At 70.9% G+C, this 26,311-nt stretch carries 21 protein-coding genes and 1 pseudogene; 13 read left to right on the top strand and 9 right to left on the bottom strand.

The window, feature by feature from the left end; translation table 11 throughout:
* Position 1: 1 nt before the first annotated feature.
* The gene (locus BJ975_RS04280) at positions 2-1,753 is read right to left on the bottom strand and encodes an NAD+ synthase (RefSeq protein WP_179423951.1); all 1,752 of its coding nucleotides are present in this window, start codon (positions 1,751-1,753) and stop codon (positions 2-4) included.
* 88 nt (positions 1,754-1,841) lie between these two features.
* On the opposite strand from BJ975_RS04280, the gene BJ975_RS04285 reads away from it, so the two are divergent.
* The 3 genes from BJ975_RS04285 to BJ975_RS04295 are packed head-to-tail and all read left to right on the top strand — an operon-like array spanning position 1,842 to position 7,026.
* Positions 1,842-3,179: a glutamine synthetase family protein gene (locus tag BJ975_RS04285; RefSeq protein ID WP_179423953.1), complete on the top strand. Its 1,338-nt coding sequence runs from the start codon at positions 1,842-1,844 to the stop codon at positions 3,177-3,179.
* Positions 3,180-3,183: 4 nt separating this feature from the next.
* Complete coding sequence (locus BJ975_RS04290; RefSeq protein WP_179423955.1) at positions 3,184-6,075, top strand: bifunctional [glutamine synthetase] adenylyltransferase/[glutamine synthetase]-adenylyl-L-tyrosine phosphorylase; 2,892 nt, start codon at positions 3,184-3,186, stop codon at positions 6,073-6,075.
* Between the two features lie 54 nt (positions 6,076-6,129).
* Positions 6,130-7,026 carry a DUF3152 domain-containing protein gene (locus BJ975_RS04295; protein WP_179423957.1) on the top strand — a complete coding sequence of 299 codons (897 nt, stop codon included), beginning with the start codon at positions 6,130-6,132 and terminating at the stop codon, positions 7,024-7,026.
* A gap of 32 nt (positions 7,027-7,058) precedes the next feature.
* Here BJ975_RS04295 and BJ975_RS04300 read toward each other — a convergent pair whose 3' ends face one another.
* The gene (locus BJ975_RS04300) at positions 7,059-7,607 is read right to left on the bottom strand and encodes a hypothetical protein (protein ID WP_179423959.1); all 549 of its coding nucleotides are present in this window, start codon (positions 7,605-7,607) and stop codon (positions 7,059-7,061) included.
* 591 nt (positions 7,608-8,198) lie between these two features.
* Here BJ975_RS04300 and BJ975_RS17225 point away from each other — a divergent pair.
* Positions 8,199-8,618, top strand: a complete 420-nt coding sequence (locus tag BJ975_RS17225) for a hypothetical protein (protein WP_407647438.1) — start codon at positions 8,199-8,201, stop codon at positions 8,616-8,618.
* Here the strand turns inward: BJ975_RS17225 and BJ975_RS17230 are convergent.
* The 3 genes and pseudogenes from BJ975_RS17230 to BJ975_RS04315 form a co-directional block, all read right to left on the bottom strand.
* A pseudogene (locus tag BJ975_RS17230) lies at positions 8,561-9,154 on the bottom strand (DUF6801 domain-containing protein); the annotation flags it as partial. The gene BJ975_RS17225 and the pseudogene BJ975_RS17230 sit on opposite strands and share 58 nt — an antisense overlap.
* Positions 9,155-9,428: 274 nt before the next feature.
* A complete protein-coding gene (locus BJ975_RS04310; RefSeq protein ID WP_179423963.1) occupies positions 9,429-10,706 on the bottom strand; it encodes a fatty acid desaturase family protein in 1,278 nt (425 codons plus the stop codon).
* Between the two features lie 11 nt (positions 10,707-10,717).
* The gene (locus BJ975_RS04315; protein ID WP_218845729.1) at positions 10,718-11,809 is read right to left on the bottom strand and encodes a ferredoxin reductase; all 1,092 of its coding nucleotides are present in this window, start codon (positions 11,807-11,809) and stop codon (positions 10,718-10,720) included.
* 215 nt (positions 11,810-12,024) lie between these two features.
* Here BJ975_RS04315 and BJ975_RS04320 point away from each other — a divergent pair, with 215 nt between their 5' ends.
* From BJ975_RS04320 to BJ975_RS04330, 3 genes are read left to right on the top strand one after another with little or no spacing between them, the layout of a single operon-like run.
* A complete protein-coding gene (locus BJ975_RS04320; RefSeq protein ID WP_179423965.1) occupies positions 12,025-12,651 on the top strand; it encodes a TetR family transcriptional regulator in 627 nt (208 codons plus the stop codon).
* 40 nt (positions 12,652-12,691) lie between these two features.
* Positions 12,692-13,429, top strand: coding sequence for a GTP pyrophosphokinase (locus BJ975_RS04325; protein WP_179423967.1), 738 nt, complete (start codon positions 12,692-12,694; stop codon positions 13,427-13,429).
* Positions 13,430-13,479: 50 nt separating this feature from the next.
* A complete protein-coding gene (locus tag BJ975_RS04330) occupies positions 13,480-15,273 on the top strand; it encodes an acyl-CoA dehydrogenase (RefSeq protein WP_179423969.1) in 1,794 nt (597 codons plus the stop codon).
* Between the two features lie 44 nt (positions 15,274-15,317).
* Here the strand turns inward: BJ975_RS04330 and BJ975_RS04335 are convergent, their stop codons facing one another.
* From BJ975_RS04335 to BJ975_RS04345, 3 genes are read right to left on the bottom strand one after another with little or no spacing between them, the layout of a single operon-like run.
* Entirely contained in the window at positions 15,318-15,728 is a 411-nt protein-coding gene (locus tag BJ975_RS04335; protein ID WP_179423971.1) for a carboxymuconolactone decarboxylase family protein, read from the bottom strand.
* Positions 15,725-16,711 carry an Ldh family oxidoreductase gene (locus BJ975_RS04340; RefSeq protein ID WP_179423973.1) on the bottom strand — a complete coding sequence of 329 codons (987 nt, stop codon included), beginning with the start codon at positions 16,709-16,711 and terminating at the stop codon, positions 15,725-15,727. Before BJ975_RS04340 ends, BJ975_RS04335 begins: the two co-directional genes overlap by 4 nt.
* Positions 16,708-18,477: a flavin-containing monooxygenase gene (locus tag BJ975_RS04345; protein WP_179423975.1), complete on the bottom strand. Its 1,770-nt coding sequence runs from the start codon at positions 18,475-18,477 to the stop codon at positions 16,708-16,710. Before BJ975_RS04345 ends, BJ975_RS04340 begins: the two co-directional genes overlap by 4 nt.
* Positions 18,478-18,644: 167 nt before the next feature.
* On the opposite strand from BJ975_RS04345, the gene BJ975_RS04350 reads away from it, so the two are divergent.
* The gene (locus BJ975_RS04350) at positions 18,645-19,262 is read left to right on the top strand and encodes a TetR/AcrR family transcriptional regulator (RefSeq protein WP_179423977.1); all 618 of its coding nucleotides are present in this window, start codon (positions 18,645-18,647) and stop codon (positions 19,260-19,262) included.
* A gap of 2 nt (positions 19,263-19,264) precedes the next feature.
* Here the strand turns inward: BJ975_RS04350 and BJ975_RS04355 are convergent, their stop codons facing one another.
* Positions 19,265-20,227: a phosphotriesterase family protein gene (locus BJ975_RS04355; protein ID WP_179423979.1), complete on the bottom strand. Its 963-nt coding sequence runs from the start codon at positions 20,225-20,227 to the stop codon at positions 19,265-19,267.
* 119 nt (positions 20,228-20,346) lie between these two features.
* Between BJ975_RS04355 and BJ975_RS17080 the strand changes: the two genes are divergently transcribed.
* Genes BJ975_RS17080 through BJ975_RS04380 form a run of 5 tightly spaced genes read left to right on the top strand, consistent with a single transcriptional unit; the run spans position 20,347 to position 26,267 of the window.
* A complete protein-coding gene (locus tag BJ975_RS17080; protein WP_179423981.1) occupies positions 20,347-22,500 on the top strand; it encodes an acetate--CoA ligase family protein in 2,154 nt (717 codons plus the stop codon).
* Positions 22,497-23,258, top strand: coding sequence for an enoyl-CoA hydratase/isomerase family protein (locus tag BJ975_RS04365; protein WP_179423983.1), 762 nt, complete (start codon positions 22,497-22,499; stop codon positions 23,256-23,258). The genes BJ975_RS17080 and BJ975_RS04365 overlap by 4 nt, the downstream gene beginning before the upstream one ends.
* Positions 23,258-24,409: an acyl-CoA dehydrogenase family protein gene (locus tag BJ975_RS04370; protein ID WP_179428003.1), complete on the top strand. Its 1,152-nt coding sequence runs from the start codon at positions 23,258-23,260 to the stop codon at positions 24,407-24,409. Before BJ975_RS04365 ends, BJ975_RS04370 begins: the two co-directional genes overlap by 1 nt.
* On the top strand, positions 24,406-25,485 hold the full coding sequence (locus BJ975_RS04375; RefSeq protein WP_179423985.1) for an acyl-CoA dehydrogenase family protein: 1,080 nt from the start codon (positions 24,406-24,408) through the stop codon (positions 25,483-25,485). The genes BJ975_RS04370 and BJ975_RS04375 overlap by 4 nt, the downstream gene beginning before the upstream one ends.
* Entirely contained in the window at positions 25,479-26,267 is a 789-nt protein-coding gene (locus BJ975_RS04380) for an enoyl-CoA hydratase/isomerase family protein (RefSeq protein WP_218845731.1), read from the top strand. Before BJ975_RS04375 ends, BJ975_RS04380 begins: the two co-directional genes overlap by 7 nt.
* Positions 26,268-26,311 lie beyond the last annotated feature (44 nt).

The following is a 26,311-nucleotide window of genomic DNA, read 5'->3' on the forward strand; positions in this document are numbered from 1 at the left end:
CTCAGAGGCTCTCGCGCCAGCGGCTGGTGATCGGCACGCGCCGGTCGCGACCGAAGTTGCGCTTGCTGATCTTCGGGCCCGGCGGGTACTGGCGCCGCTTGTACTCGGCACGGTCGACGAGCGTGATGACCTTCTCGACGATCGCGGGGTCGAAGCCCTCGGCCACCACGTCGGCCGAGCCGAGGTCGCGCTCGACGTAGGCATCGAGGATGCCGTCGAGCACGGGGTAGGGCGGCAGGCTGTCCGAGTCGCGCTGGCCCGGGCGCAGCTCGGCCGAGGGCTCCTTGGAGATCGTGTTCGGCGGGATCGGGGGCGTCTGGCCCTGGGACTCGGCCCAGGCGTTGCGCCACTTCGCCAGCTCCCAGACGACGGTCTTGGGCACGTCCTTGATCGGCGCGTAGCCGCCCACGGCGTCGCCGTAGATCGTGGAGTAGCCGGTGGCCAGCTCGGACTTGTTGCCGCACGCCAGGACCAGGTGGTTCTCCTGGTTCGACAGGCCCATCCAGATCACCGCGCGGATGCGGGCCTGGAGGTTCTCCTCGGCGATCCCGTCGAGGCTGAGCGCGTCCTGGTAGGCGTCGAAGATCGGCGCGATCGCGATCGTGCGCAGGTCGAGGCCGGTGCGCTCGGCTTGGTCGGCGGCGTCGGAGCGCGAGTGCTCGGTGGACCATTCGCTGGGGTTGGAGACGCCGAAGACCCGCTCGGGTCCGAGAGCGTCGCACGCGATCGCGGCGACGAGCGTGGAGTCGATGCCGCCGGACATGCCGAGCAGCACCGACGTGAAGCCGTTCTTCTCGACGTAGTCGCGCAGGCCCAGGACGATCGCCTGCCAACGCTCGCCGAGGTCGTCCCATCGCTCGGCGACGCTGCCGCTCACGGGCTCGTAGGCGGGCAGAGGCTCGCTGCTGATGACGGTGCGCTCGACCAGCAGGCCCTCGAACCGGGTGCCGGGCTCGGGCATGGCGGCGGTGGCGGCCTGCAGGTCGAGGTCGGCGATCAGCAGCTCGCTCTCGAACTGCCTCGCACGGGCGACGACCTCGCCGCGGGAGTCGACCACGAGCGAGTCGCCGTCGAAGACCAGCTCGTCCTGGCCGCCGACGAGGTTGGCGTAGGCCAGGGCGCACTCGCCCTCGCGGGCGCGGCGGGCACACAGGTCGAGCCGCTCGTCGTCCTTCGCGGCCTCGTACGGCGAGCCGTTCAGCACGACCAGCAGGCCGGCCTCGGCGTGCTTGGCCGCCTGGGACGGTCCGTCCTGCCAGATGTCCTCGCAGATCGCGATGGCGATGTCGACGCCGTGCACCTGGATGATCTGAGTGCGGTCGCCGGCCACGAAGTGGCGGAACTCGTCGAACACGCCGTAGTTGGGCAGGTGGTGCTTGTCGTAGCGGGTCACGACCTCGCCGCCGGTGAGGACCGAGGCGGAGTTGACCGGAGCGTTCTTCGGCACGCCCAGCCGATCCTCCACGTGGGTCGCGCGGTCGAGGTGGCCGACGATGACGACGAGGTCGCCCAGGCCCTCCTGTGCGAGGCGCTCGGCCAGCGTGGCGACGGCAGCCTGCGAGCGCTCGATGAACGACTTGCGGTAGGCGAGGTCCTCGATCGGGTAGCCGGTCAGCACCATCTCGGGGGTGACCAGCACGTGCGCCCCGGCGGCGTGCGCGTCGCGCGCGTGCTGCAGGACGAGCTCGAGGTTGCCGTCGACGTCTCCGACGACGGCGTTGACCTGGGCGAGGGCGAGACGAAGGTGGGGCACGACTCCCAGCCTAGGGCGTCCGACGGACGTGAGCCGGGTGACGGAAACCGCGACACGGACCGCGCGACGGCGGCCCTACACTGACCGCATGGGTAAGCAGGAGGACTTCGTCCTACGCGCGATCGAGGAGCGGGACGTCCGCTTCGTCCGGCTCTGGTTCACCGACGTGCTCGGCTCGTTGAAGTCGGTGGCGATCGCCCCGACCGAGCTCGAGGGCGCGTTCGAGGAGGGCATCGGCTTCGACGGCTCGGCCATCGAGGGCTTCGCCCGCGTGCACGAGGCCGACATGCTGGCCAAGCCGGACCCGTCGACGTTCCAGATCCTGCCGTGGCGCGGCGAGACGCCCGCGACGGCGCGCATGTTCTGCGACATCGCGATGCCCGACGGCAGCCCCTCGTACGCCGACCCGCGCTACGTGCTCAAGCGGGCGCTGGCGAAGGCGGCCGACTCGGGCTTCACCTTCTACACGCACCCCGAGATCGAGTTCTTCGTCTTCAAGAGCAAGCCCGAGCCCGGCACGCGCCCCGTCGCGGTCGACGACAGCGGCTACTTCGACCACACGGCCCAGGGCGCCAGCCAGGACTTCCGCCGCGAGGTCATCACGATGCTCGAGGCGATGGGCATCTCGGTCGAGTTCAGCCACCACGAGGGCGGCCCGGGCCAGCAGGAGATCGACCTGCGCTACGCCGACGCGCTGTCGATGGCCGACAACATCATGACCTTCCGCACGATCGTCCGCGAGGTCGCGCTGAGCCAGGGCAAGTGGGCGTCCTTCATGCCCAAGCCGTTCACCGACCACCCGGGCTCGGGCATGCACACGCACGTGTCGCTGTTCGAGGGTGACGAGAACGTCTTCTACGAGGCGGGCGCCGAGTACCAGCTGAGCAAGACCGGCCGCGCATTCATCGCCGGCATCCTCGAGCACACGCCCGAGATCACCGCCGTGACCAACCAGTGGGTGAACTCCTACAAGCGCCTCGCGTGGGGCGGCGAGGCCCCGAACTACGTCTGCTGGGGCCACAACAACCGCTCGGCCCTGGTGCGGGTGCCGATGTACAAGCCGCACAAGTCGGGCTCGGCCCGCGTCGAGCTGCGCGCCCCCGACTCGGCCTGCAACCCCTACCTGGCCTACGCGCTCATCCTCGCCGCCGGCCTCAAGGGCATCGAGAACGGCTACGAGCTGCCGCCGGAGGCCGAGGACGACGTCTGGTCGCTCAGCGAGAACGAGCGGCGTGCGATGGGCATCGCCCCGCTCCCGCGCAACCTCGACGAGGCGATCCGCACCATGGAGACCAGCGAGCTCGTCGCCGAGACGCTGGGCGAGCACGTCTTCGACTTCTTCCTGCGCAACAAGCGCGCGGAGTGGCAGGACTACCGCTCGCAGGTGACCCAGTTCGAGATCGACCGGCTGATGCCGGTCCTGTGAGCGCGTGACCCGCACCCGCTTCTCCGACCCCGAGACCGCCGCCGCGAACCTGGCGCGGCTCGGCGAGATCTCGTCCGACTTCGTCGACCAGATCGTGGCGGTGGCCGACCCCGACGGCGCGCTCGCGTCGCTCGTGGCGATCGCCGAGACCGACGAGGGTCCCGCGCTCGTCGCCGCGATGGAGGAGGACGCCGTCCTGCGCCAGCGCACCCTGATCGTGCTGGGCACCAGCCGGGCGATCGGTGAGTTCTGGCGTCGGCACCCCGAGTACGTGCGCGACCTCGTGGGGGAGCGGCTGCTCGAGCGGCCCGCCACCGAGCAGGAGTACCGCGACTGGCTGGCCGACGTGGACGACCCCGACGCGCTGCGCGTGGGCTACCACCGCGAGCTCGCCGCGATCGCCGCGCGCGACCTCAACGCCCACACCACGTTCGCGCAGTCGTCGGCCGAGCTCTCCGACCTCGCGGTCGCCACGCTCGGCGCCGCCCTGCGGATCGCGGCGGACGAGGAGGACGACTCGGATCTCGTGCGCCTCGCCGTCATCGCGATGGGCAAGACGGGCGGCCACGAGCTCAACTACGTGAGCGACGTCGACGTCATCTACGTCCACGAGCCCGTCGCGGGCGCCGACGAGCAGCGGGCCGCGGCCGCCGCCACCCGCATGGCCTCCGCGATCATCCGGATCTGCGGCGACCACACGGCCGAGGGCACGATCTGGGAGGTCGACCCGAACCTGCGCCCCGAGGGCAAGCAGGGGCCGCTCACCCGCACGCTGGCCAGCCACGTGGCCTACTACGACCGCTGGGCGGTCACGTGGGAGTTCCAGGCGCTGCTGAAGGCGCGCTACGCCGCGGGCGACCGCGAGCTCGCCGACGCCTACCTCGAGGCCCTGCGGCCGCTGGTCTGGAAGGCCGCCGAGCGCGAGGACTTCGTGCCCGAGGTCCGCCGCATGCGCCGCCGCGTCATCGAGAACATCCCGGCGGCCCACCGCGACCGCCAGCTCAAGCTCGGCAGCGGCGGCCTGCGCGACGTCGAGTTCGCGGTCCAGCTGCTCCAGCTCGTGCACGGGCGCGTCGACGAGAACATCCGCAGCTCCAACACGCTCGAGGCGCTGCGTGCGCTCACCGATCGCGGCTACGTCGGACGGCGCGACGGCTCGGCCCTGGAGGAGGCGTACGAGTTCCTCCGTGCCCTCGAGCACCGCATGCAGCTGTTCCGGCTGCGGCGCACGCACCTGGTGCCCGAGGACCTCGACGACCTGCGCCGCATCGGCCGCAGCATGGGCTTCACGACGAACCCGGCCGACAACCTGGTCAAGGAGTGGCAGGCGCACCGGCGCATCGTCAGCCGGCTGCACGAGAAGATCTTCTACCGCCCGCTGCTCGAGGCGGTCGCCTCGCTGCCCGAGGACCGGCTGCGGCTCAGCACGCAGGCGGCCGAGGACCGGCTCGCCGCGCTCGGCTACAGCGACCCGAAGGGCGCGATGGCCCACATCGGCGCGCTCACCTCCGGGGTCACCCGCCGCGCCGTGATCCACCGGTCGCTGCTGCCGGCGATGCTGTCGTGGTTCGCCGAGTCGCCGCAGCCCGACGCCGCGCTGCTGGCGTTCCGGCAGATCTCCGAGGAGCTCGGCGACTCGCCCTGGTACCTGCGCAAGCTGCGAGACGAGGGCACCGGCGCGCAGCAGTTCGCGCACATGCTGGCCTCCAGCACGTACGTCACCGACCTCATCCGCCGCGCGCCCGACGCCGTGGCGCTGCTCGGTGACGACGCGGCGCTCGTGCCGCGCGACCTCGACCGCCTCGACACCGAGATGACGTTGGCGGCGAAGCGCCACCAGATCCCCGAGGGCGCCGTGCGCGCCGTCCGGCGGATCCGGCGTCGCGAGCTGTCGCGCGTGGCGATGTCCGACGTGCTGGGCCGTCTCGACGTCACCGAGGTGGGGGAGGCGTTGACCGCGATCAACACCGCCACGATCTCGGCCACGCTCGCCACCGCCGAGGCCGCCTGGACCCTCGAGAACGACCGTCCGCTGCCCACCCGCAACGCGATCGTCCTCATGGGGCGCCTCGGCGGCCACGAGGCCGGCTACGGCTCCGACGCCGACGTCATGTTCGTGCACGACCCCGTCGAGGGCGCCGATGTCGACGAGGCCAAGGCGTGCGCGCTGTGGATCGCCCAGCTGATCCGTCAGATGCTCGGCGCCGCCGGCGCCGACCCGGCCCTGGAGATCGACGCCGGGCTGCGACCCGAGGGCAAGAACGGGCCGCTCGTGCGCACGTTCGAGGCGTACGCGGCCTATTACGCGAAGTGGTCGGACACGTGGGAGGCCCAGGCGCTGCTGCGTGCCGAGGCCGCCGTGGGCGACCCCGACCTGTGCACGCGCTTCACCGAGCTCATCGACCCGCTCCGCTATCCCGAGGGCGGCCTCTCGGCCTCGCAGGAGCGCGACATCCGCCGGATCAAGGCGCGCGTCGACTCCGAGCGGCTCCCGCGCGGGGCGAACCCGAACACGCACCTCAAGCTCGGCCGCGGCGGCCTGGCCGACGTCGAGTGGACGATCCAGCTGCTCCAGATGCAGCACGCGCACCGCGTTCCGGCGCTGCGGACCACCCGCACGATCGAGGCGCTCGAGGCGGCCGCGGACGCCGAGATCCTCTCGGCCGACGACGCCCAGGCGCTGATCGACTCGTGGCGGCTCGTCACCCGCATCCGCAACGGCGTGGTGCTGTGGCGCGCCAAGCCCGCCGAGTCGATGGTCGAGACGGCCGCCGACCGCACCGGGCTCGCCCACATCCTCGGCATCGGGCAGGACCACACCGAGGAGATGGTCAACGACTACATGCGGATCACCCGCCGGGCCCGCCAGGTCGTGGAGCGCGTCTTCTACGAGTGAGGGCCGCCGCGTCTCGATGCGGGGGAGCGGGAGTCCGCGGGTTAGCCTGAGCGCATGCTCGCGCGACTGCTGCTTCCCCTCGTCCTGGCCGTGGGCCTGCTCTCGGCGGCGCCCGCCCAGGCGGCCGGCCCCACGCCCGTGGCCCCTGCGGCCGTCGCGCCCACCTCGCAGCCGGCGCCGCAGCGGATCGTGGTGCTCGAGAACCCGAAGGTGAAGGGCACCCACCGGTTCGGCAAGACGCTGACGCGGTCGGTCGGCCGCTACTCGGTCGGCGGGTTGAAGATCCGCACCCAGTGGCTGCGCAACGGCAAGCCCATCAAGGGCGCCAACCGGTGGAAGTACCGGCTCAAGGCCCAGGACGTCGGCAGCACCCTGCGCGTGCGGGTCACCGTGAGCCGCCCCGGCTACACGACCGTCTCGAGGCGCTCGCCGTGGCGCAAGGTCAAGCACGTGCGCGACGTGCGACGCACCGTGAAGTACTCGATCGTCACGAACGGCAAGATGACCACGAGTGTGAAGACCTTCAAGCGCCAGGTCGCCGAGATCCTCGACGACCCGCGCGGCTGGCGGGCCGCCGGCATCCGGTTCAAGCGCGTGAAGTCCGGCGGCTCCATGACGATCGTGCTGGCGCAGGCGTCGCGCGTGCCCACCTACTCGAGCGCGTGCTCGTCCACGTGGAGCTGCCGCGTCGGCCGCCACGTCATCATCAACCAGGAGCGCTGGAAGCACGCGTCGCCGGCGTGGAACGCCGCCAAGGGCACCACGCTGCTGGGCTACCGCCACATGGTGGTCAACCACGAGACCGGGCACTGGCTCGGCTGGCACCACAAGTCGTGCGGCGGCAAGGGCCAGAAGGCGCCCGTCATGATGCAGCAGTCGAAGGGACGGGGCGGCTGCACGTTCAACCCGTGGCCGAAGCCCTCGGAGCGCAACGTGCCCCGGTACCGCTAGGGCACCGGGGCACGCAGGACGCGTCGGTCGGGTCAGCTCATGATCGATGCACAGGTCTCGTCGTCCTCGAAGGCCTTCTTGAGTCCCTCGTCGCTCGCGCTCAGCTCGGCCAGGGGACCTTCGTAGCTCGACGACTCCGCCAGTGACTCGCTGACCTGCAGCAGCGTGGCCTCCATCTGGTCGGCGTCGGCGGAGCTGGCGGACTTGAGGTTCTTGATGACGCCCTGGAGCGTCTTCGCGCCGGAGGCGAGGGACTCCTTCGCCTGGTCGAACGAGGCGGGATCGACCTCGGGCGGAGCGCCCGCGTCGTCGAGCACGGTGGCCTGGGCCTCGAGCCGGTCGCGCAGCGTGCGCAGGAACCCCACGATCGCCTCCTGCGATTCCGCGGCGGTGCCGCTGGTCGAGGGGGGCTCCACCGGGGCGGTGGTCGGCTCCAGCGCCTTGCACAGCGCCTGGACCCACTGCTGCTGAGGCGTCGCGGGCTTCGCCTTGGCCTCGGGCTCGTCGGCGGAGCCGGTGCACCCGCCGAGCACGAGTCCCATCGCCGCCCCGGCGAGGGCCACTCGGATCGTCCTGTTCATGTCATGCCTTCCACGTCGGAACGAGGGAGGGCCCCACCGCGGCTGCGGCAGGACCCTCCCCGGGGTTCAGCTGGTGATGATCACGCTGCTCACGGGGCGAGCGTCGCGGTCAGCTTGTTGCCCGGACCCGAGGCGAAGATCGACAGGACGTCGTTCAGCAGGCCACAGCCCTGCAGCTTCGCGATCGAGTACGTGCTGGAGACCGAGCCGCCCTGGAGCGGATCGAAGCGGCCGTTGGACGCCAGCGTGATGTCGGACGGCTTGGACGTCTGGCACTTGCTGCCACCGCCCAGCTTCAGGCCGAACGACTTGATCGACGTGATCTGGATGTTGACCTTCGAGTTGGCGGTCAGCTGGCCGTTGGCCAGGTTGATGCCACCGGTGGTCTTGCCCACCGAGGTGAAGGCCAGGTCAGCGTCGACGGGCAGGAAGCCCAGCGCCTTCAGCTTCGCCTGGGTCTTGTCCAGCGTCAGGTCGGCGACGAACTGGCCCGTGGCGAGGTTGAAGTCGGCCGCGATCTTGCCGTTGAGCGGCGCCGTGCCGTTGCCGGCCTTGATGGTGGTGCTGCCCTTCAGCTTGAACGGCACCTTGATGACCGGGTCGCTCGTCGGCTGCGTCGTCGGCTGCGTCGTGGGCTCCGTGGTCGGCTGGGTGGTCGGCTCCGTGGTCGGCTCCGTCGTGGGCTCCGTGGTCGGCTGGGTGGTCGGCTCCGTGGTCGGCTCCGTCGTGGGCTCCGTGGTCGGCTCCGTCGTGGGCTCGGTGGTCGGCTCCGTGGTCGGCTCCGTCGTGGGCTCCGTGGTCGGCTCCGTCGTGGGCTCCGTCGTGGGCTCGGTGGTCGGCTCCGTCGTGGGCTCCGTGGTCGGCTCCGTGGTCGGCTCCGTGGTCGGCTCCGTCGTGGGCTCGGTGGTGGGCTCCGTCGTGGGCTCGGTCACACCGATCGAGCCCAGCGCCAGGTCGGCGGGGCCGGTGCAGGAGAGGGTGGACGGGATCGTGGAGTTGTCCGCCTTGTAGATGGTTGCGGCGATGTTGAACGTCGCCGGCATGCCCACGACCACCGAGTCGACCGCGTAGTCCGGGGTCGTGATCGGCGGCACGGTGCCGGTGGCGGGGATCAGCCACGGCTCGTTGGCGGTCTGGGGGATCGGCGTCCGCGGCGAGCCCAGGTTCGGGATCGCGACCGTGGTGGTCTGTCCACCCGTGGTCAGGGTGACGGCCGAGTCGGTCGACGAACCCGCAGCCTCGCGGCCACCGAGCAGCAGCGCCGTGGACTGGCGCAGGAGCTCGGGCATGGTGAGGGTGATGTTGACCGGCGTCTCGGGGATCACCTGGCCGGGGGTCACCGTGTCGGGCACGACGGTCGAGGCGCGGACGCCGATGTCCTGGATGCCCAGGTTGAGGCCGCCGGCGACCACCTCACACTTGTAGAGGAAGTTCTTCTCCAACGTCACGTCCGCAGCGCTGGCGCTGGCGGCTCCGATCACACTGATGGCCCCGGCGCTCAGGGCTGCAGCTGCCCCTGTCGCCAGGACCTTTCCGGTCTTCGTCATCTTCTTCACAAGGGTGTCCTTCTATGGGAGTTGAGCCGACCCGTCGAGAACGCGAGAGGTGCCCTCGGGAGAGACGGCTGTGACAGACACCACACAACCTAGAGCCACGAAAACGAAAGTGCAACTAGTGGTTACAAAGTCAGTGATCACTTTCTTCCCACCCGTCACGCGCCGCGGAAGCATGCGGGAATGCCAGCGAAAAGATGCACCACGGAAAACACGAAGCGCCCCGAATCCAGGGATTCGGGGCGCCTCGGAGGGCGTGGAGTGAGGTTCAGGCAGCCTGTGCGGCCTGCTTCGCCTCGCGCTTGGCGCGACGCAGGGCCTTGGACTCCGGCGAGTTGCCGACCCTGTAGGGGTCCGACGGCTTGCGGCTGTACTGCGCGAGCTGACGCGCCACGCTCAGCAGCTGCTTGGGCAGCGGGCCGGTGTTGTAGCGCAGGCCGTACTTCTCCACGAGGCGCTTCACGTCGACGCTGACCTCGGCGTAGCGGCGCGCGGGGATGTCGGGGAACAGGTGGTGCTCGATCTGGTGCGAGAGGTTGCCCGACATGAGGTGCAGGAGCTTCGAGCCCGAGATGTTGGCAGAGCCCAGGAGCTGGCGCAGGTACCACTGGCCGCGGCTCTCGTTCTGCGCGTCCTCCTCCATGAAGGTCTCGGCGCCCGCGGGGAAGTGGCCGCAGAAGATGATGAGGAACGTCCAGATGTTGCGGACGATGTTCGCGACCACGTTGGCGCCCAGCACCCACAGGGGAGCGGACCAGCCCATGATGGGCACGAGCGGCAGGGCCAGGGCCGGGTAGATCACGTAGTCCTTGAAGACCTGGCGGCGCGTCTTCTTCAGCGCGCGCGCCTTGTGCTCCTTGAACTCCTCCTTGCTCATGCGGCCGTTGATGTAGTCCGAGACCTCCAGGCCGTGGTACATCACGCCCCACTCGAAGAAGATCATCAGCATGAACGCCGCCGGCAGGTTGAAGCGGTGGCTGGGGTACCACGGCTGGTCCTCGTCGATGCGCAGCAGCCCGTAGCCGATGTCGCGGTCCATGCCGTGGATGTTCGTGTACGTGTGGTGGATGTAGTTGTGCCCGTGCTTCCAGTCATGGGCCGGGGCGACGTTGTCCCACTCGTAGCGCTTGCCGTCGATCATCGGGTCGTTCATCCAGTCGTACTGACCGTGCATGATGTTGTGCCCGATCTCCATGTTCTCGATGATCTTCGAGATGGAGAGGCAGATGACGCCGGCGATGAAGGCGGGCGGGAAGATCGGCAGGAAGATGCCGATGCGGCCCAGCACCTCGAACCACTTCTGGGCGCGCAGGACGCGTCGGATGTAGTCGGCGTCCTTCTGGCCCAGGTCGTCGAGCACGCGCTTGCGCACGGCGTCGAGCTCGTCACCGAACTCCTCGAGCTGCTCGTACGTCATGAACTCGAGACCGATCGTGGACCGGCGGTTCGGGTCGTAGGCGTCGACCAGCGGCACCGGGGCCTGGTTGTGGTCGCTGGCGCTCAGCGGCTCGATCGGGGCGGGCTTGGACCGTCGCAAGAGGGACATGTTCTCTCCGTTCAGAGGTCGACCGCGACATCGCCCACGGGGACGTTGACGCAGACCTTGATGGTTTCGTCGGTGTCGGCACAGACCTCACCGCTGATGACGTGGCGCACCGCGCCGTGGAGCTTCTTGACCGCACACGTGTTGCACACGCCCATGCGGCATCCGTAGGCCGGCTTGAGGCCGGCGGCCTCGGCCTGCTCGAGGATCGTGGCGCCCGAGTTGGGCGCGTCGACGCCGCTGGCGTCGAAGGAGACGCTGCCGGTGGCGTCCTCGGCGTCGAGGTCCACCGACGGGACCTTGAAGTACTCGGCCGTGAGCTGGTCGCTCGCGCCCAGCTCGTCGTAGAGCCCGGTGACCGTGGCGATGAGGCCGGCCGGTCCGCAGACCCAGGTGGGGGTCGTGGTCGGCTCGAGGTCGAGGCGCTTGAGGTGCTCCAGCGTGATGCGACCGGTGAGCTCGGCGTCGGGCTCGGGGTCGCGCGTGTAGACGCGGACCATGTCGACGAAGGGCAGCTGGGCGAGGGCGTCGAGCTCGATCGAGAACATCTCGTCCTCGCGCGAGCGCGCGTAGTGCAGGAAGGTGACGCGGCCCTGGTGGCCGCGGTCGGCGAGGGTGCGCAGCATGCTCATGACGGGCGTGATGCCGGAGCCACCGCTGATCAGCAGCACGTGGTCGGGCACCTGCTGCGGCAGCACGAACTCGCCGGACGCGGGGGAGAGGTAGACGACGGTGCCCGGCTCGAGGCTCCCGGCATGCAGGAACTGCGACACGTAGCCGTCCGGGTGGGCCTTCACCGAGACGCTGAAGAGGCCGTCCTTGCGCTCCGCGGAGCTGGAGACGCTGAAGACGCGCACGCGGCGGGTGCCCTCGACCTCGACGCCGAACTCGACGTGCTGGCCCGGGACGAAGCCCGACCAGGAGCCGTTGGGGCGCATGACGACGGTGCTGGCGGCGCCGGTCTCGCGGATGACGTCCACGACCCGACCGCGCACGGCCTTCACCGTGAGCATGGGGTGCACCAGTGTCAGGTAGTCGTCCGGATGGTGCGGAGACGTCACCTTGGCGACGACCGATGAGGCCAGGGCCTTGCGGATCAGTCCCATGGGACTCCTGTCGGGTGCGGGGTTGTCATCAATCAGTGAACATCTGTTCACCAAAGCATCTCAGGTAGGGGCCCCGTGGGTCAACACGACGTGCCGTGTCGTGGAACACGTGTTCACCCAGTCCTCGCGCGGGCGACAGCACCGCGGGCGACGGTGAGCCCGCCCGGGGATCCACCGTCTGGCTGCCCCGCGCGTCGTCCCCCTAGGCTGGGGCCGTGTCCGAGGCCGTCAGTGCGCGTCAGCTGCAGAAGGAGCGCACGCGTGGTGCGCTGCTCGACGCCGCGCTCGAGCTGAGCAGCGAGCAGGGCTTCGCCCAGACCAGCCTGCGCCAGGTCGCGAAGCGCGCCGGCGTCGTGCCCGCGGCCTTCTACCGGCACTTCGCCTCGATGGACGAGCTGGGCCTCGCGCTGGTGGAGCGGTGCTTCGGCACTCTGCGCACCATGATCCGCGACGCCTCGCGCGACCCCGAGGTCTTCCTGCAGATCATCGACGCCGCGGCCGAGATCCTCGTCGACGCCGTCAAAGAGAACAAGGCCGACTTCGCCTTCGTCGCGCGCGAGCGCGTCGGTGGGTCCGAGGTCGTGCGGCGCGCCATCGGGCACGAGCTCGATCTCTTCGTCTCCGAGCTCGCCGTCGTCCTGGCGCGGCTGCCCAACATCGAGAACTGGAGCGCCGACGACGTCCAGATGGTCTCGCGCCTCTTCGTCCGCAACATGGTGGCGAACGCCGAGGAGGTCGTCGAGATGCCCGAGGGGCGGCCGGATCTCGAGGCCAGGATCCGCGAGGGCGCGCGTCGCCAGATGCGCCTGATCGTGCTCGGGTTCAAGGACTGGCGCAGTTGATCGGCGCGCCGCGCTTTCGTCGACCGGGCACGATGGGCGCATGAGCGTGAGCGGATCAGCGGCCGGCGAGACCGAGAGTGGGACGGAGGAGCCGTCCGATCTCGACATCGGGGTCCTGCGCCAGCTGGCCGGAGCCCCGCACGGACCCGTCGAGTTCCGGCGCCGCCTGCGCGAGACGCAGCAGCAGATGTCCTCCTTCCTCATGGAGTACAAGTTCGCGCTCGACGAGGTCGAGACGAAGATCTCGATCCTGCGCGAGGAGTTCGAGCTCGCCCACGAGTACAGCCCGATCGAGCACGTGAAGTCGCGGCTCAAGACCCTCGAGAGCCTCGTGGCGAAGGTCGACCGCGTCGGCTGCCCGCGTGACCTCGGCGCGATCCGCGAGCAGATCCGCGACATCGCCGGCATCCGCGTCTCGTGCGTGTTCGTCGAGGACACCTACCGGTTCGCGCGGATGCTCACCCAGCAGCAGGACCTCACGGTGCTGGAGACGAAGGACTACATCGCGAACCCGAAGCCGAACGGCTATCGGAGTCTGCACCTCATCATCGAGCTGCCCGTGTTCCTGTCCGACCGCACGGTCCACGTGCCCGTCGAGGTGCAGATTCGCACCATCGCGATGGACTTCTGGGCCAGCGTCGAGCACCAGATCTACTACAAGTACGGCACGCACGTCCCCGAGCACCTGCACGACAAGCTGACCGAGGTGGCGAGCACCGCGGCGGACCTCGATGCGCAGATGGGTCTGCTCCGCGAGGAGATCCGCTCGCTCGGCTGAGCCGTTCTCGGCTATCGTGTGACTAAGCAAGCGCTTAGTCAGGAGTTCCCATGTCCGTGGTGCTGTCCCGTCGGGACGTCGATTTCCTACTGTTCGACTGGCTCAAGGCCGCCGAGCTGACCGAGCGGGAGCGGTACGCCGAGCACTCGCGCGAGACGTTCGACGCGGTCCTCGACCTGTCCGAGACGATCGCCACCGAGCGGTTCGCCCCCATCAACCGTCTGCTCGACGCCAACGAGCCGGTCGTGGGGGAGGACGGCAAGGTCGTCCTGCCCGCCGAGCTGGGTGAGGCGCTCGCCGTCTACCGCGACTCGGGGACGCCCGCGGGCGTCTTCGACGCCGACCTGGGCGGCATGCAGCTGCCCTTCACGGTCAGCCAGGGTGCGTTCGCGTTCTTCCAGGCCGCCAGCGCCGCCGCGGCGTCGTACCCGTTCCTGTCGACCGGCAACGCCAACCTGCTCGTCGAGCACGGTACGCCCGAGCAGGTGCAGACGTACGCGGTGCCGGTGATCGAGGGCCGCTGGTACGGCACGATGTGTCTCTCCGAGCCCCAGGCCGGCTCGTCGCTCGGCGACATCACGACACGCGCCGTGCGGCAGGAGGACGGCACCTACCGCCTGTTCGGCACGAAGATGTGGATCTCCGGCGGCGACCACGAGCTGACCGAGAACATCGTCCACCTCGTCCTGGCCAAGGTCGAGGGCGCGCCTCCGGGCGTGAAGGGCATCAGCCTGTTCATCGTGCCGAAGCACCTCGTGAACGAGGACGGCTCGATCGGCGAGCGCAACGACGTCGCCCTCGTCGGCCTCAACCACAAGATGGGCTGGCGCGGCACCACGAACACGCTGCTGAACTTCGGCGAGGGTCTCGCCACCCCCGGCGGCGCGGCCGGTGCCGTCGGCCACCTCGTGGGCGACGAGGGCCAGGGCCTCGCGCAGATGTTCCACATGATGAACGAGGCGCGGATCTCGGTGGGCATGGGCGCCGTGGCACTCGGCTACACGGGCTACCTGCATGCGCTCGACTACGCGAAGACCCGCACGCAGGGCCGGATCCCCGGCGCGAAGGACCCGTCGGCGCCGATGGTGCCGCTCACCGCGCACGCCGACGTTCGCCGGATGCTGCTGGCGCAGAAGTCCTACGTCGAGGGCGGCCTCGGGCTGCTGCTGTACTGCGCACGGCTCATCGACGAGCAGGCCACCGGTGCCGACGAGGCCGCGCGGACCCGCGCGCACGACCTCCTCGAGGTCCTCACGCCGATCGCCAAGTCGTGGCCCTCGCAGTGGTGCCTGGCGGCCAACGACCTGGCGATCCAGGTGCACGGCGGCTACGGCTACACCCGCGACTACGCCGTGGAGCAGTTCTACCGGGACAACCGGCTGAACCCGATCCACGAGGGCACGCACGGCATCCAGAGCCTCGACCTTCTCGGCCGCAAGGTCATCGCCGGAGGGGGCGCCTGGCTGGCGACCCTCGTCGAGACCATCAAGGCCACGGTGGCGCGTGCCGCCGCCGCGGACGAGACCGCCGACTACGCGAAGCAGCTCGATGCCCGCGTCGACCGCCTCGTCGAGGTCACGGGCCAGCTGTGGGCCGGTGGCGACCCGGCCGTCGCCCTGGCGAACTCCGCGGTCTACCTCGAGGCCGCCGGCCACGTGGTCGTCGCCTGGGTGTGGCTCGAGCAGCTGCTCGCGGTGGGGGAGCGCCACGACGCGTTCTTCGAGGGCAAGCGCGCCGCGACGCGCTACTTCTTCGCCTTCGAGCTGCCGAAGGTCGACCCCCAGCTCGACCTCCTGGCCTCGCTCGACCGGACCGTCCTGGACCTCGATCCGGCCTCGCTGTGATCCTGCCCGCGGGGTCGTCGTGAAGGGGGACGACGACCCCGCGGTCAGGCGGTGGCCGCCTCCCTCGCGAGGGCGGCCTTGACCCGGCGCATGCCCGCCAGGCCGACGGGGGCGCCGCAGTAGGCGCCGCAGTGGATGACGACCTCGGTGATCTCCTCGGGCGTCAGTCCGTTGCGCAGGCCCCCGAGGACGTGGGCCTCGAGCTCGTCCCCGTGGCCCCCGGCCACGAGGAGGGCGATCGTGACGAGGCTCCGGGACCGCCGGTCGAGCGCCTCGCGGTTCCACAGCGTGCCCCACACCTGCCCCGTGAGCAGGTGCTGCTGGTCGTCGCCGGGCTCCGCCGGTCGCTCCAGCGTGCGGGCCACGTAGGCCTCGCCCAGGACGGAGCGCCGGGTGGCCAGGCCCTGGCGGACCGCCGGGTCGTCGGAGGACTCGAGGTCGGACAGGACGCTCATGCGGGGGACTCCACGAAGTCGCGCAGCAGCTTCACGATCTCGTCGGAGACCTCGATCTCGCCGGCGGCGAAGGTGGCGTCGCGGGCCGCGACCGAGCGGTCGAAGGGCATGCGCACGGGGGAGTCCGGGTCGGCCGGACGCGTGGACCGCACCCAGTCGCCGTACTCGCCGGCGCGCTGGGGGAAGTCCGACGAGAACGCGTTCGGGTCCATCACGACCATGAAGAAGCCCATGTCGGTGAGCCAGGGTGGATCGGTCTCGGCACCGGACATCATGCCGAGCAGCTGCGCGCTGATCGCCAGGCCCGAGCCCTTGTGGCCGCCCCACGGGGCGATCGCGCCGCCGTCGAGCGCGGCAGCCGCGTCGGTGGTGGGGGAGCCGTCGGGCGCGAAGGCGAGGCCGGGAGCGAGCTCCTGGCCGGTCTTGATGGCGAACGACAGGTCGGCGAGCATCGCCGCCGACGTGCCGATGTCCCAGATGATCGGCTGGCCGGGCGTCGGGAAGCCCCACGCCACGGGGTTGGTGCCGAACCGTCCCTCGGTGCCGCCGTGCGGCGCGACCGTGGGACCTCCGCTGCTGGCGACGAAGCCGACGAGGCCGGCGGCGGTCACCATCTCGAGGTAGTACGTGAACATGCCGGTGCACCACGTGTTGCGCGCGGTGCCGGCGACGACCGGCACGTGCCGGGCCTTCTCGATGAGGGTCTCGGTCAGCTGCTTGGCCACGATGTAGCCGAGCTGGTCGCCGCCGTCGAGCGCGATGCTGGACGCGGTCTCCTGCTCGACGACGACCGGGCCGAACGGCTCGGACCTGCCGAGCCGCTCGACGAGGGTCGCGGCGCGGGGGAGCCCGCCGACGTCGAAGCCGCGGACGGTGCAGTCGATGAGGTGGTCGGCGATGATCGTCTGCTGGGCGTCGTCGTAGCCGAACCGGGCCATCGCCTGTCGGACGAGGTCGTGGGCCTCGGTGATCTGGAGCTTCATGCGGTCCTCCTCGCCGGAGCGATCTTCTCGAGCTCGGCCTTGATCTGGACGGCCAGGTACTTGGAGTTGGCGCGGCACGCGGCCAGGCTGCCGGCGTGGAACCACAGACCGGGCTGGGCCGTGCGGCGCCACATGTTGCGCATCTCGCCGTCGTCGTCGACGCCCCAGATCGGGCCCACGGCGTCGGCGACCTCGTCGCCGAAGTAGCGGCGGACGTCCTCCTGCTGGTTGCCGTAGCCGGTCGCCATCACCACGAGGTCGAGCGGCAGGACCGAGCCGTCGCGCAGGCGCACGCCGTCGGCGGTGAAGCGCTCGATCTGGTCGTGCTGGATGAGGCCCACCTCGCCGTCGGCGATCAGGTCCGAGCAGCCGACGTTGATGTAGTAGCCACCACCACGGCGGTTGTACTTCAGGTGGAAGCCGGTGTGGTCCTCGCCGATGTCGGTCCGGAAGCCGACGGCGTGCAGTCGCTCGAGCAGCTCGGCGTCGTCCTTCAGCATCTGCTGGGCGAGCAGCTGGTTCGCCTTGATGAGCGTGGGGAACGAGTTGCCCGCCGCGATCAGGTCGGCGTCGTCGAGCGGCAGGCCCTGGGAGAAGAGCGCGTACACCGAGATGCCGCTCGGCTCCAGGCTCACCACAGTGGTCGAGCTGCGCTGGACGATGGAGACCTCCGAGCCGAGGGCGTGGAGGTCCTGGGCCACGTCGTGGCCGCTGGTGCCCGTGCCGATCACGAGGGCCCTGCGGCCTCGGAACTCGGCGCCGGAGGAGTAGCGGCTCGAGTGCATGACCTCGCCGGCGAACTCGTCGAGCCCCGGGAGCTTCGGCATGCTCGGGATGCCGCTGACGCTGCCGGTGGCCATGACGACGTGACGCGGCTGCATCGTCACCGTGGTGCCCTCGCGGTCCAGCTCGACCGTCCACTGGTCCGCGGACTCGTCGTAGCGGCCCGAGACCAGGCGGGTGCTGGTCCACGTGTTCAGCTCCATCGCCTCGGCGTAGAACTCGAACCAGTCGGCGAGCTTGTCCTTGGGGATGTAGGTCGGCCACGTGTCGGGGAACTCCAGGTAGGGCAGGCTCGCGACCCACGCCTCGTTGTGCAGCGTGAGGGAGTGGTAGCGCTTGCGCCACACGTCGCCGACGCGCTCGTGGGCGTCGATGACCAGGGCGTCGACGCCGATGGTGCGCAGGCGCGCCGCGATCGTCAGGCCGGCCTGTCCGCCGCCGACGACCAGGACCTCGGGGTCACGGTCGGCGTAGGCGCGCTCGGCCTCGCGCAGGTCCTTCCAGTTCTGGCCGCCGAAGGTGCGCGAGTAGGCGGTGCCGTGGGGACGGCGGGCGCCGCGCCGCTCCTCGAAGCCCTCGAGCTCCTGCAGCGTCGTGAGCAGCGTCTTGGCGAGCATGCGGCCGTCGGGCTCCTCGCGCAGCCGCACGATGCCCGTGCCGTGGCCGACCGAGGTCTCGAACGTGTGGAAGCCCTCGACGACCTCCTCGCCGGCGCGCCGCACCCGGGAGGTCGGCGTCCGCGTCAGGTCCGGGAGCACCTGGCTGGCGCGCGTCTCGGCGTTCGTCTCGAGCAGCCGGTCGGCGATGGCCTCCGGGCCGACCGCGGTGCTGAAGTCCCACGTGAACGCGACGATGTCGCGCCAGTCGGCGTCCTCGGTGAACAGGGACGCGAGCGCCTGCCTGTCCTCGCGCTCGAGCGCCGACGCGAACGCGGCGAGCCAGGCGTCCAGTGCGGACTGCTCCGGGGTGGGGTGGTGGGACATGCGGCCTCCGTTGCTGCGAGGGGTGTGCCGTGCTCTGTGGTGCAGGTCACTGTAAGTTGAACCTGGCGCCATTGTCAACTATCATCGGTTCCCATCGCGGTCCCGCGTACGGGCTCGCGCGTCGTGCACAATGCGCAGTGGCGAGACGTTGGAGACGAGGGGCGGACGTGGCACCGGTACATGACAAGCAGCTGACCGAGCGGGGGCGCAGGACGCGCGACAACCTGCTCCATGCGGCCTCGGTCGTCTTCGCACGCCAGGGCTTCCTGGACACGAAGATCACCGACATCACCACCGAGGCCGGCACGGCCAACGGCAGCTTCTACAACTACTTCGACTCCAAGGAGGACATCTTCCGCGCCGCGATCGCGCAGGTGAACGGACGGATGTTCGAGGTGGCGGCGTCGCGGCTGCCCGAGGGGGCCTCGCCCTACGAGCGCATCGAGGCGGCGACCCGCCGGTACGTCGAGGGCTACAAGGCCGACGCGGGGATGATCATGATCCTCGAGCAGGTCGCCACCTTCAGTCCGGAGTTCAAGGCCATGCGCCGCGAGACGCGCACGATGTTCCGGGCGCGCACCGAGCGTGGCATCCGCCGCTGGCAGGAGGCGGGCGTCATCGACCCCGCGCTCCCGGCCCAGGTCGCGGCCGACGCGCTGACCTCGATGGTGAGCAACTTCTGCTACATGTGGCTCGTCTTCGACGAGGACTACGACACCGAGACCGTGGTCACGACCCTCAGCCGGATGTGGGCGCAGGCGCTGGGGCTCCCCGTCCCGGACTGACGTCATCCCAGGATGGCGGCCGGGTTGGCCACCAGCATCTGCTCGATCTGCGCGTCGGTCACGCCGCGGTCCCGCAGTGCCGGCAGGACGTCCGCGTGGACGTGCTCGTAGTGCCAGTTCGGCATCAGCTTCTCCTTGGCATCCAGGTCGAAATTGTGCGTGTAGCTCGAGGCGTCGTGGGCCAGGACCAGCTGCCCCGCGTAGCCCTTCTCGCACAGGGTCGCCACGGTCGCGACGCGGTCCTCGAAGGAGAGCATGAGGTCCAGGCCGAACCGGTCCATGCCGAGGTAGACCCCGTGGTCGAGCAGTCGCTCGAGGTAGTCCAGGTCGGTCGTGTCGCCCGAGTGACCGATCACGACGCGTGACAGGTCGACGCCCTCCTCGACGAAGACGGCGAGCTGGTCGGCGCCGCGCTCGGTGGGGGCGTGCGTGTGCGTGGAGATCGGCGCGCCGGTCTCCCGGTGGGCGCGGGCGGCCGCCCGCAGGATGCGCTCGACGCCGGGCGTGATGCCCTGGGCGTCGGTGGCGCACTTGATGATGCTGGCCGTGATCCCGGTGTCGGCGATGCCCTCGGTGAGGTCCTTGACGAAGAACTCCGTCAGCAGCTCGGGGCCGTCGATCAGCAGCCCCGGTCCGCGGAACTTGAAGAACATCGGCACGTCGTCGTACGCGTACAGGCCCGTGGCCACGACGATGTTCATCCGCACCTGCTCGGCGACCCGCTGCACGCGCGGGAGGTCGCGTCCGAGGCCCACCACGGTGAGGTCGACGATCGTCCGCACGCCGCGGTCGTACGCCGACTCGAGCTTGGCGATCGCGTCCGCCACGCGGACCTCCTCGTCCCAGCGGCCGGGGTAGTTCCGCTCGATCTCCGCGTTCAGCACGAAGACGTGCTCGTGCATGAGCGTGTGTCCGAGCTCGGTCACGGGGACGTGTCGGCCGGCTGCGGTGGCGATGGTCTTCATGGGGTCCTTTTCCGTGGGGCGGTAGTTGACAGTGGCGCCAGATTCATGTTTGGTGTGTGACAGCCAACACAGTGGAGCGTCCGGTTGTCAAGGGCCCCACCCGCACAGGAAGCAGGATCGTGGCCCTCGAATCACCATCTCCCCACGCCGCACCGGAGTCCCTCGACCCGGGCATCGACGCGCTCTTCAACGCCCGTCGCATCGCGATCGTCGGCGCGTCCGGCCGCGAGGGGAATCCGTTCGCCCGCCCCCTGCAGTACCTGACCGAGTTCGGCTTCGACGGCGACGTCTACCCGGTCAACCCCGGCTACGAGACCCTGCGCGGCCTCCCGTGCTTCCCGGACCTCGCGAGCCTGCCCGCGCCGGTCGACCTCGCGCTGCTGATGGTGCCCGGACGGGCGGCCGTCGAGCTCATGCCCCAGGTCGCCGCCGCCGGCGCCCGGGCCGCGGTCGTGTTCGCGTCCGGCTTCTCCGAGACCGGCGACGAGGGCGTCCGCCTCCAGGCCGAGCTGACCGCCGCCGCGCGGGAGCACGGCGTCCGCGTCATCGGACCCAACTGTCAAGGCGTGCTGTCTACGACGCACCGCCTCTACGGCACCTTCACCGCCGCGCTCGAGCTCGGTCCGGTGCGCACCGGCGGCCTCGCGTACGTCGGCCAGAGCGGCGCCGTCGGCGGCTCCATCCTCAGCATGGCGCGCGAGCAGGGCATCGGGATCTCCAGCTGGGTCAGCACCGGCAACCAGGCCGACCTGACCACCGTCGAGGTGGCGCGGCACCTCGTCGAGCTCCCCGAGACGGAGGTGCTCGCGCTCTACCTCGAGAGCGCCGTGGGGGAGAGCGAGTTCCGCGACCTGGCCGCCCGCGCCCAGGAGCTCGACACGTCGCTGATCGTGCTGCGGTCGGCCACGAGCGCCGCCGGCGCGAAGGCGGCGGCCTCCCACACCGGCGCGATCGTCGGCGACGACGGTGCCTACCGGGTCGCCGCACGCGAGCACGGCGTGGTCGAGGCCTCCGACATCGACGACCTCGTCCGTCTCGCGCACGCCCACCTCGCCCTGCCCCGCAGCGCCGGGCCGTCGACCGTGATCGTCACGACCTCGGGCGGCGCCGGGAGCCTGGCCGCCGACAAGGCCCACGAGCTCGGCCTGACGATCGAGGACCTGCGCCCCGAGACGCAGGAGCGACTCGCCACCCTGGTGCCCGACTTCGGCGCGATCGACAACCCGGTGGACGTGACGGCGCAGATCTTCCGCTCCAGCGAGATCGACGACTTCGTCGAGGTCTGCCGGATCGGCTGCGCCGCACAGGAGGTCGACGCGATCGTCATCGCGCTCACCCTCGTCACGGGCGAGCTGGCCGCCTCGATGGCCACGGCACTCGCCGAGCTGATCCCGCAGGTGAGCAAGCCCGTCGCCCTGGTCTGGGCCGCGGCCCGCGAGCAGACCGTCAAGGGTCGCGAGATCCTCCGCGAGGCGGGCGTCCCCGTCTTCGACTCGTCCGAGCAGGCGATGCGTGCCATCGCGTCGCTGCGCCGCGTGCCGGCGCCGGTCCGGCCCGGCGGACGGCCCTCGGGCTTCGACGAGACCGTCGTCCGCCGCCTCCTCGACGACCTCACGGGCACCGTGACCGAGTCCCAGGCGCAGGAGATCCTGGCCGCCGCCGGCATCGCGACGCCCGATGCGCGGCTCGTCACGGACGTCGCGATGGCCGAGTCGCTCTCGCTCGGGACAGACCGCGCCTACGTCGTGAAGATCCAGGCCGCGGGGATCGCCCACAAGACCGAGCGCGGCGGCGTCCGTCTGGGACTCGACGCGACCGAGGTCGCCGGCGTCGCCCGCACGATGCTCGAGGACTTCGCCGCCGACGATCCGCAGGGCGTCCTGGTGCAGGAGATGGTGCCGGCCGGCGTCGAGCTGATCGTCGGCGTCACCCGCACCGACGGCGGCCTGCCGCTCGTGACGGTCGGCCTCGGCGGCACCGCGACCGAGCTCTACGCCGACACCGCGACGACCTTCGCGCCCGTGGACGCCACGCGGGCCCGCGCGCTCCTGCTCGACCTCAAGGCCGCCCCGCTGCTCACGGGCTTCCGCGGCTCGCCGGCGCTCGACGTGGACGCCGTGGCCGACCTCGTCGCCCGGGTGAGCCACGTCGCCGACATCGCGGGCCCGGCCCTGCGCGAGCTCGAGGTGAACCCCGTGCGGGTCCTCGACCGCGCGGAGCGCCCGGTGCTCGCCCTCGATTTCCTGATGACCCTCGAAAGGGAGACAGCATGACCGGACGTATCGGCCTGGACCGCGTGGGCGCGGTCGCGGTGATCACCGTCGACAACACCCGCATCAAGAACGCGCTCACCCAGCAGATGGCGCGCGATCTCGGTGCCGTGTGCGAGGAGATCGACGCCGACGCGTCGATCGGCTGCACGGTGATCCAGGGCGCGGGTGGCACGTTCTGCTCCGGGGCCGACACGTCGACCTGGGCCGAGACCTACGGCGACGACCCGCTCAGCGACGAGGCCTACGCCGACACCGACGAGATGTACGGCTCGTTCGTCCGCTTCGGCGAGCTCAAGGCGCCGACGATCGCCGCCGTCCGCGGTGCCGCCGTGGGCGCGGGCCTCAACCTCGCGCTGGCGGCCGACCTCCGGGTCGCCGCCGATGACGCCCGCCTGCTGGCCGGCTTCCTCGCGGCGGGCATCCACCCCGGCGGAGGGTTCTTCACCCTCGTGCGTCGCCTCGCCGGTCGTGAGGCCGCCGCGACGCTCGGCCTCTTCAGCCAGGAGGTCTCGGGCCGCGAGGCCAAGGGCTTCGGGCTCGTCGGCGTCTGCGTCCCCGACGAGGACACCGAGAAGACCGCGCTGGAGATCGCGCAGCACGTGGCTCGCGACCCTCTCGTCGCTCGGCGGGCGAAGCGCAGCTTCAACCTCGAGACGCAGTCCACCCCGCTGCCGTGGGCGGCCGCGCTCGAGGTCGAGCGAGGCGTCCAGCTGTGGACCCAGGCGCGCCGCCTGCGCCACCAGCGGGAGCAGGCGTGATGCGCTTCGCGGCCGAGCCGCTGACCGAGGACGAGCTGCGCCTGCGCGACGAGGTGCGCGAGTTCATGGCGCAGGAGCGCGCGAACGGGCTCGGCGTCGGGCTGGGCATCAACGCCGAGGCCGACATGGAGTTCAGCCGCCGCGTCGCCGCGAGGGGCTGGGTCGGCATGACCATCCCGAAGGAGCACGGCGGACCCGGCCGCACGGCGGTCGAGCGCTTCGTCGTCGTCGAGGAGATGCTCGCGGCCGGCGCCCCGATCAGCGCCCATTGGGTCGGCGACCGTCAGACCGCCCAGATGTTCGTCCGCTTCGGCAGCGAGGAGCACCAGCGCGAGTTCCTGCCGCGGATCGTCGCGGGTGACGTGTGGTTCTGCCTCGGCATGAGCGAGCCGGACAGCGGCTCGGACCTCGCGTCCGTCCGCACCCGGGCGACGCGGACGGAGGGCGGCTGGCTGCTCAACGGCCAGAAGGTGTGGACCTCCGGGGCCCAGTACGCCGACTACGTCGTGACGCTGTGCCGGACCTCGCCCGCCGAGGGCCGCAAGCACGTCGGTCTCAGCCAGCTCCTCGTCGACCTGCGCGCCGACGGCGTGACCGTGTCGCCGATCCGGCTGCTGAACGGCTTCCACCACTTCAACGAGGTGCACTTCGACGACGTCTTCGTGCCCGACTCGATGGTGCTGGGCCAGGAGGGCGACGGCTGGCACCAGGTGACGTCCGAGCTGGCCCACGAGCGCTCCGGCCCCGACCGGTTCCTCTCCGTGATGCCGGTGCTCGCGCGGCTCTACGAGGAGCTCCGTCACCGCGACCTCCCGGACGACGTCCTCACGTCGCTCGGCCGCACGTTCTCCACGTACATGACGCTGCGCTCGATGTCGCTGTCCATCGCCCGGGCGCTCGACCGGGGCGAGACCCCGGCCGTCGAGGCCGCGCTGGTCAAGGACCTCGGCACGCAGTTCGAGCAGGAGGCGATCGAGCAGCTGCGCACCCTCGTCGGTGGCGAGCTGGACCCGACCGCGCCGGGACTCGAGGGGCTGCTGGCCGACGCGGTCATCACGGCGCCCACGTTCACGCTCCGCGGCGGGACGAACGAGGTCCTGCGGACCGTCGTCTGGAAGTCCCTGCAGCGCTCGAGGAAGGAATCGGCATGAGCGACCTCTCCCGGGAGCTGTTCACGGCCCTGAACGACATCGTCACGGCCCGCGCCGCGCGCGACGGCCACGAGGCCATCGCGACGTGGAGCCCTGACCTGTGGTCGACGCTCGACGACCAGGGCTACACGTCCATCGACCCGGACGAGCCGGAGGTCGGCCTGGCCGAGTTCTGCGCCGTCGCCACCGCCGTCGGGACGCACGCCCTGGGCCTCCCGCTCGTCGAGGCGGGCCTCGCGGCCTGGCTCGCGTCCGCCGCGGACCTGAAGCTGCCCGCGGGACTCGTCGTGCCGGCGGTCTCCACGGGCGACGTCCTCACCGTCGTGGAGCAGGACGACGACGGCCTCGTCGTCGAGGGCACCCTGCGGCGCGTGCCGTGGGCCCGCCACGCCGAGCTCGTCCTGGCGTTCGTCGAGACGGAGTCCGGACGCCGCCTGGTGGCGCTCGAGCCGCTCGACGTGACGGAGGGCGCGAACCTGGCCGGGGAGCCCCGCGACACCGTCACGGTCGAGCGTCAGCGGGTCGGCGCGGCCCAGGTCGGCTCGACCGAGGGCGTCGACCTGCGTGAGGCACGGGCGCGGGGCGCCCTGCTTCGGGCCGCGGCGGCCGCGGGGGCCATGGACACGATCGCGGAGCTGGTCGTCGAGTACGCCGGCCAGCGCCACCAGTTCGGCCAGCCCATCGGCGCCTTCCAGGCCATCCAGCAGCACGTGGTCACGGTTGCGCAGGCGGCCGCGGCGACGCGCGCCGCGGTGGAGTCCACCGTGGCGGCCGCGCCCGACCACCGCGTGCTGGCGGCCGCGTCCGCGAAGGTCACGCTCGGGATCCAGGCGGGTCGCCTCGCCCGGTCGGCGCACCAGGTCTTCGGCGCGATCGGCGCCACCGAGGAGCACCGCCTGCACCTGCTCACGCGGCGGCTCTGGAGCTGGCAGGACGAGTACGGCACGCAGCACGAGTGGTCGCACTTCCTCGGCGAGCGACTCGTGTTCCCCGAGGCGCCCGGCCTGTGGGAGGTCCTCACGCCTCCGCACCCGGCCGTGACGGCGCGCGGCGTGGGGGAGTCGGCACCGTGGTGACCATCGACCAGGAGCTGCTCGTCGAGCGGCGCGGCGGGGTCGCGGAGGTGCGGCTCAACCGCCCCGAGCGCCTCAATGCGCTCAGCTCCTCGGTGCAGCAGCGACTCGTGGAGGTGTTCGCCGAGCTCGACCGCGACGACTCGGTCCGCGCGGTGACCCTCGGGTCCACGAGCCGCAAGGCGTTCTCCGTCGGCGCCGACCTCAAGGAGATGGCGGCGGGCGACGACGCCGGTGCGCGTCCGTACGAGCCGATGCACGGCACCACCCGCAACGTCTACGAGACCGTGCTCGAGTGCCGCAAGCCCACGATCGCCGTCCTCGACGGCTGGGTGGTCGGCGGCGGGATGGAGCTGGCGATGGCGTGCGACATCCGCATCGCCTCGCACGACGCCCGCTTCCTGCTGCCGGAGGCCAAGGTCGGGCTGGGCGCGAACTTCGGCAGCCAGATGCTGCCGCGACTGGTCGCCGCGACGCACGCGTTCGAGATCCTCTACGGCGCCGAGCCGTTCGACGCCGAGCACGCGGAGCGCATCGGCTTCGTGTCGCGCGCCGTCCAGGCGGACGAGCTCGAGGAGGACGCGCGGCGCACGGCCGACCTCATCGCCTCGCGCGCGCCCGTCACCATCCGTCGCTACAAGGCGATGGTCAACCTCGGCTCCTCGCTGCCGATCGCGGCCGCGCTGCGACTCGACCCGGGCCCGAGCCCGTACTTCAGCCAGGACCGCGCGGAGGGCGCTCGTGCCTTCCGCGAGAAGAGAGAACCGATCTGGAGTGGCCGATGAAGCGGCCGGCACCGGAGCGTCACGGGCACACCAGCCCACCACCC

Source organism: Aeromicrobium tamlense (assembly GCF_013408555.1).
Classification (GTDB): Bacteria; Actinomycetota; Actinomycetes; order Propionibacteriales; family Nocardioidaceae; genus Aeromicrobium; species Aeromicrobium tamlense.

Excerpts from the sequence above, each read along its gene's own strand:
- BJ975_RS04285 (WP_179423953.1), top strand. The coding sequence starts at position 1,842 with ATGGGTAAGCAGGAGGACTTCGTCCTACGCGCGATCGAGGAGCGGGAC.
- BJ975_RS04295 (WP_179423957.1), top strand. The coding sequence starts at position 6,130 with ATGCTCGCGCGACTGCTGCTTCCCCTCGTCCTGGCCGTGGGCCTGCTC.
- BJ975_RS04300 (WP_179423959.1), bottom strand. The coding sequence starts at position 7,607 with ATGAACAGGACGATCCGAGTGGCCCTCGCCGGGGCGGCGATGGGACTC.
- BJ975_RS17225 (WP_407647438.1), top strand. The coding sequence starts at position 8,199 with ATGACCGGGTCGCTCGTCGGCTGCGTCGTCGGCTGCGTCGTGGGCTCC.
- BJ975_RS04310 (WP_179423963.1), bottom strand. The coding sequence starts at position 10,706 with ATGTCCCTCTTGCGACGGTCCAAGCCCGCCCCGATCGAGCCGCTGAGC.
- BJ975_RS04315 (WP_218845729.1), bottom strand. The coding sequence starts at position 11,809 with ATGGGACTGATCCGCAAGGCCCTGGCCTCATCGGTCGTCGCCAAGGTG.
- BJ975_RS04325 (WP_179423967.1), top strand. The coding sequence starts at position 12,692 with ATGAGCGTGAGCGGATCAGCGGCCGGCGAGACCGAGAGTGGGACGGAG.
- BJ975_RS04330 (WP_179423969.1), top strand. The coding sequence starts at position 13,480 with ATGTCCGTGGTGCTGTCCCGTCGGGACGTCGATTTCCTACTGTTCGAC.
- BJ975_RS04335 (WP_179423971.1), bottom strand. The coding sequence starts at position 15,728 with ATGAGCGTCCTGTCCGACCTCGAGTCCTCCGACGACCCGGCGGTCCGC.
- BJ975_RS04340 (WP_179423973.1), bottom strand. The coding sequence starts at position 16,711 with ATGAAGCTCCAGATCACCGAGGCCCACGACCTCGTCCGACAGGCGATG.
- BJ975_RS04345 (WP_179423975.1), bottom strand. The coding sequence starts at position 18,477 with ATGTCCCACCACCCCACCCCGGAGCAGTCCGCACTGGACGCCTGGCTC.
- BJ975_RS04355 (WP_179423979.1), bottom strand. The coding sequence starts at position 20,227 with ATGAAGACCATCGCCACCGCAGCCGGCCGACACGTCCCCGTGACCGAG.
- BJ975_RS04365 (WP_179423983.1), top strand. The coding sequence starts at position 22,497 with ATGACCGGACGTATCGGCCTGGACCGCGTGGGCGCGGTCGCGGTGATC.
- BJ975_RS04370 (WP_179428003.1), top strand. The coding sequence starts at position 23,258 with ATGCGCTTCGCGGCCGAGCCGCTGACCGAGGACGAGCTGCGCCTGCGC.
- BJ975_RS04375 (WP_179423985.1), top strand. The coding sequence starts at position 24,406 with ATGAGCGACCTCTCCCGGGAGCTGTTCACGGCCCTGAACGACATCGTC.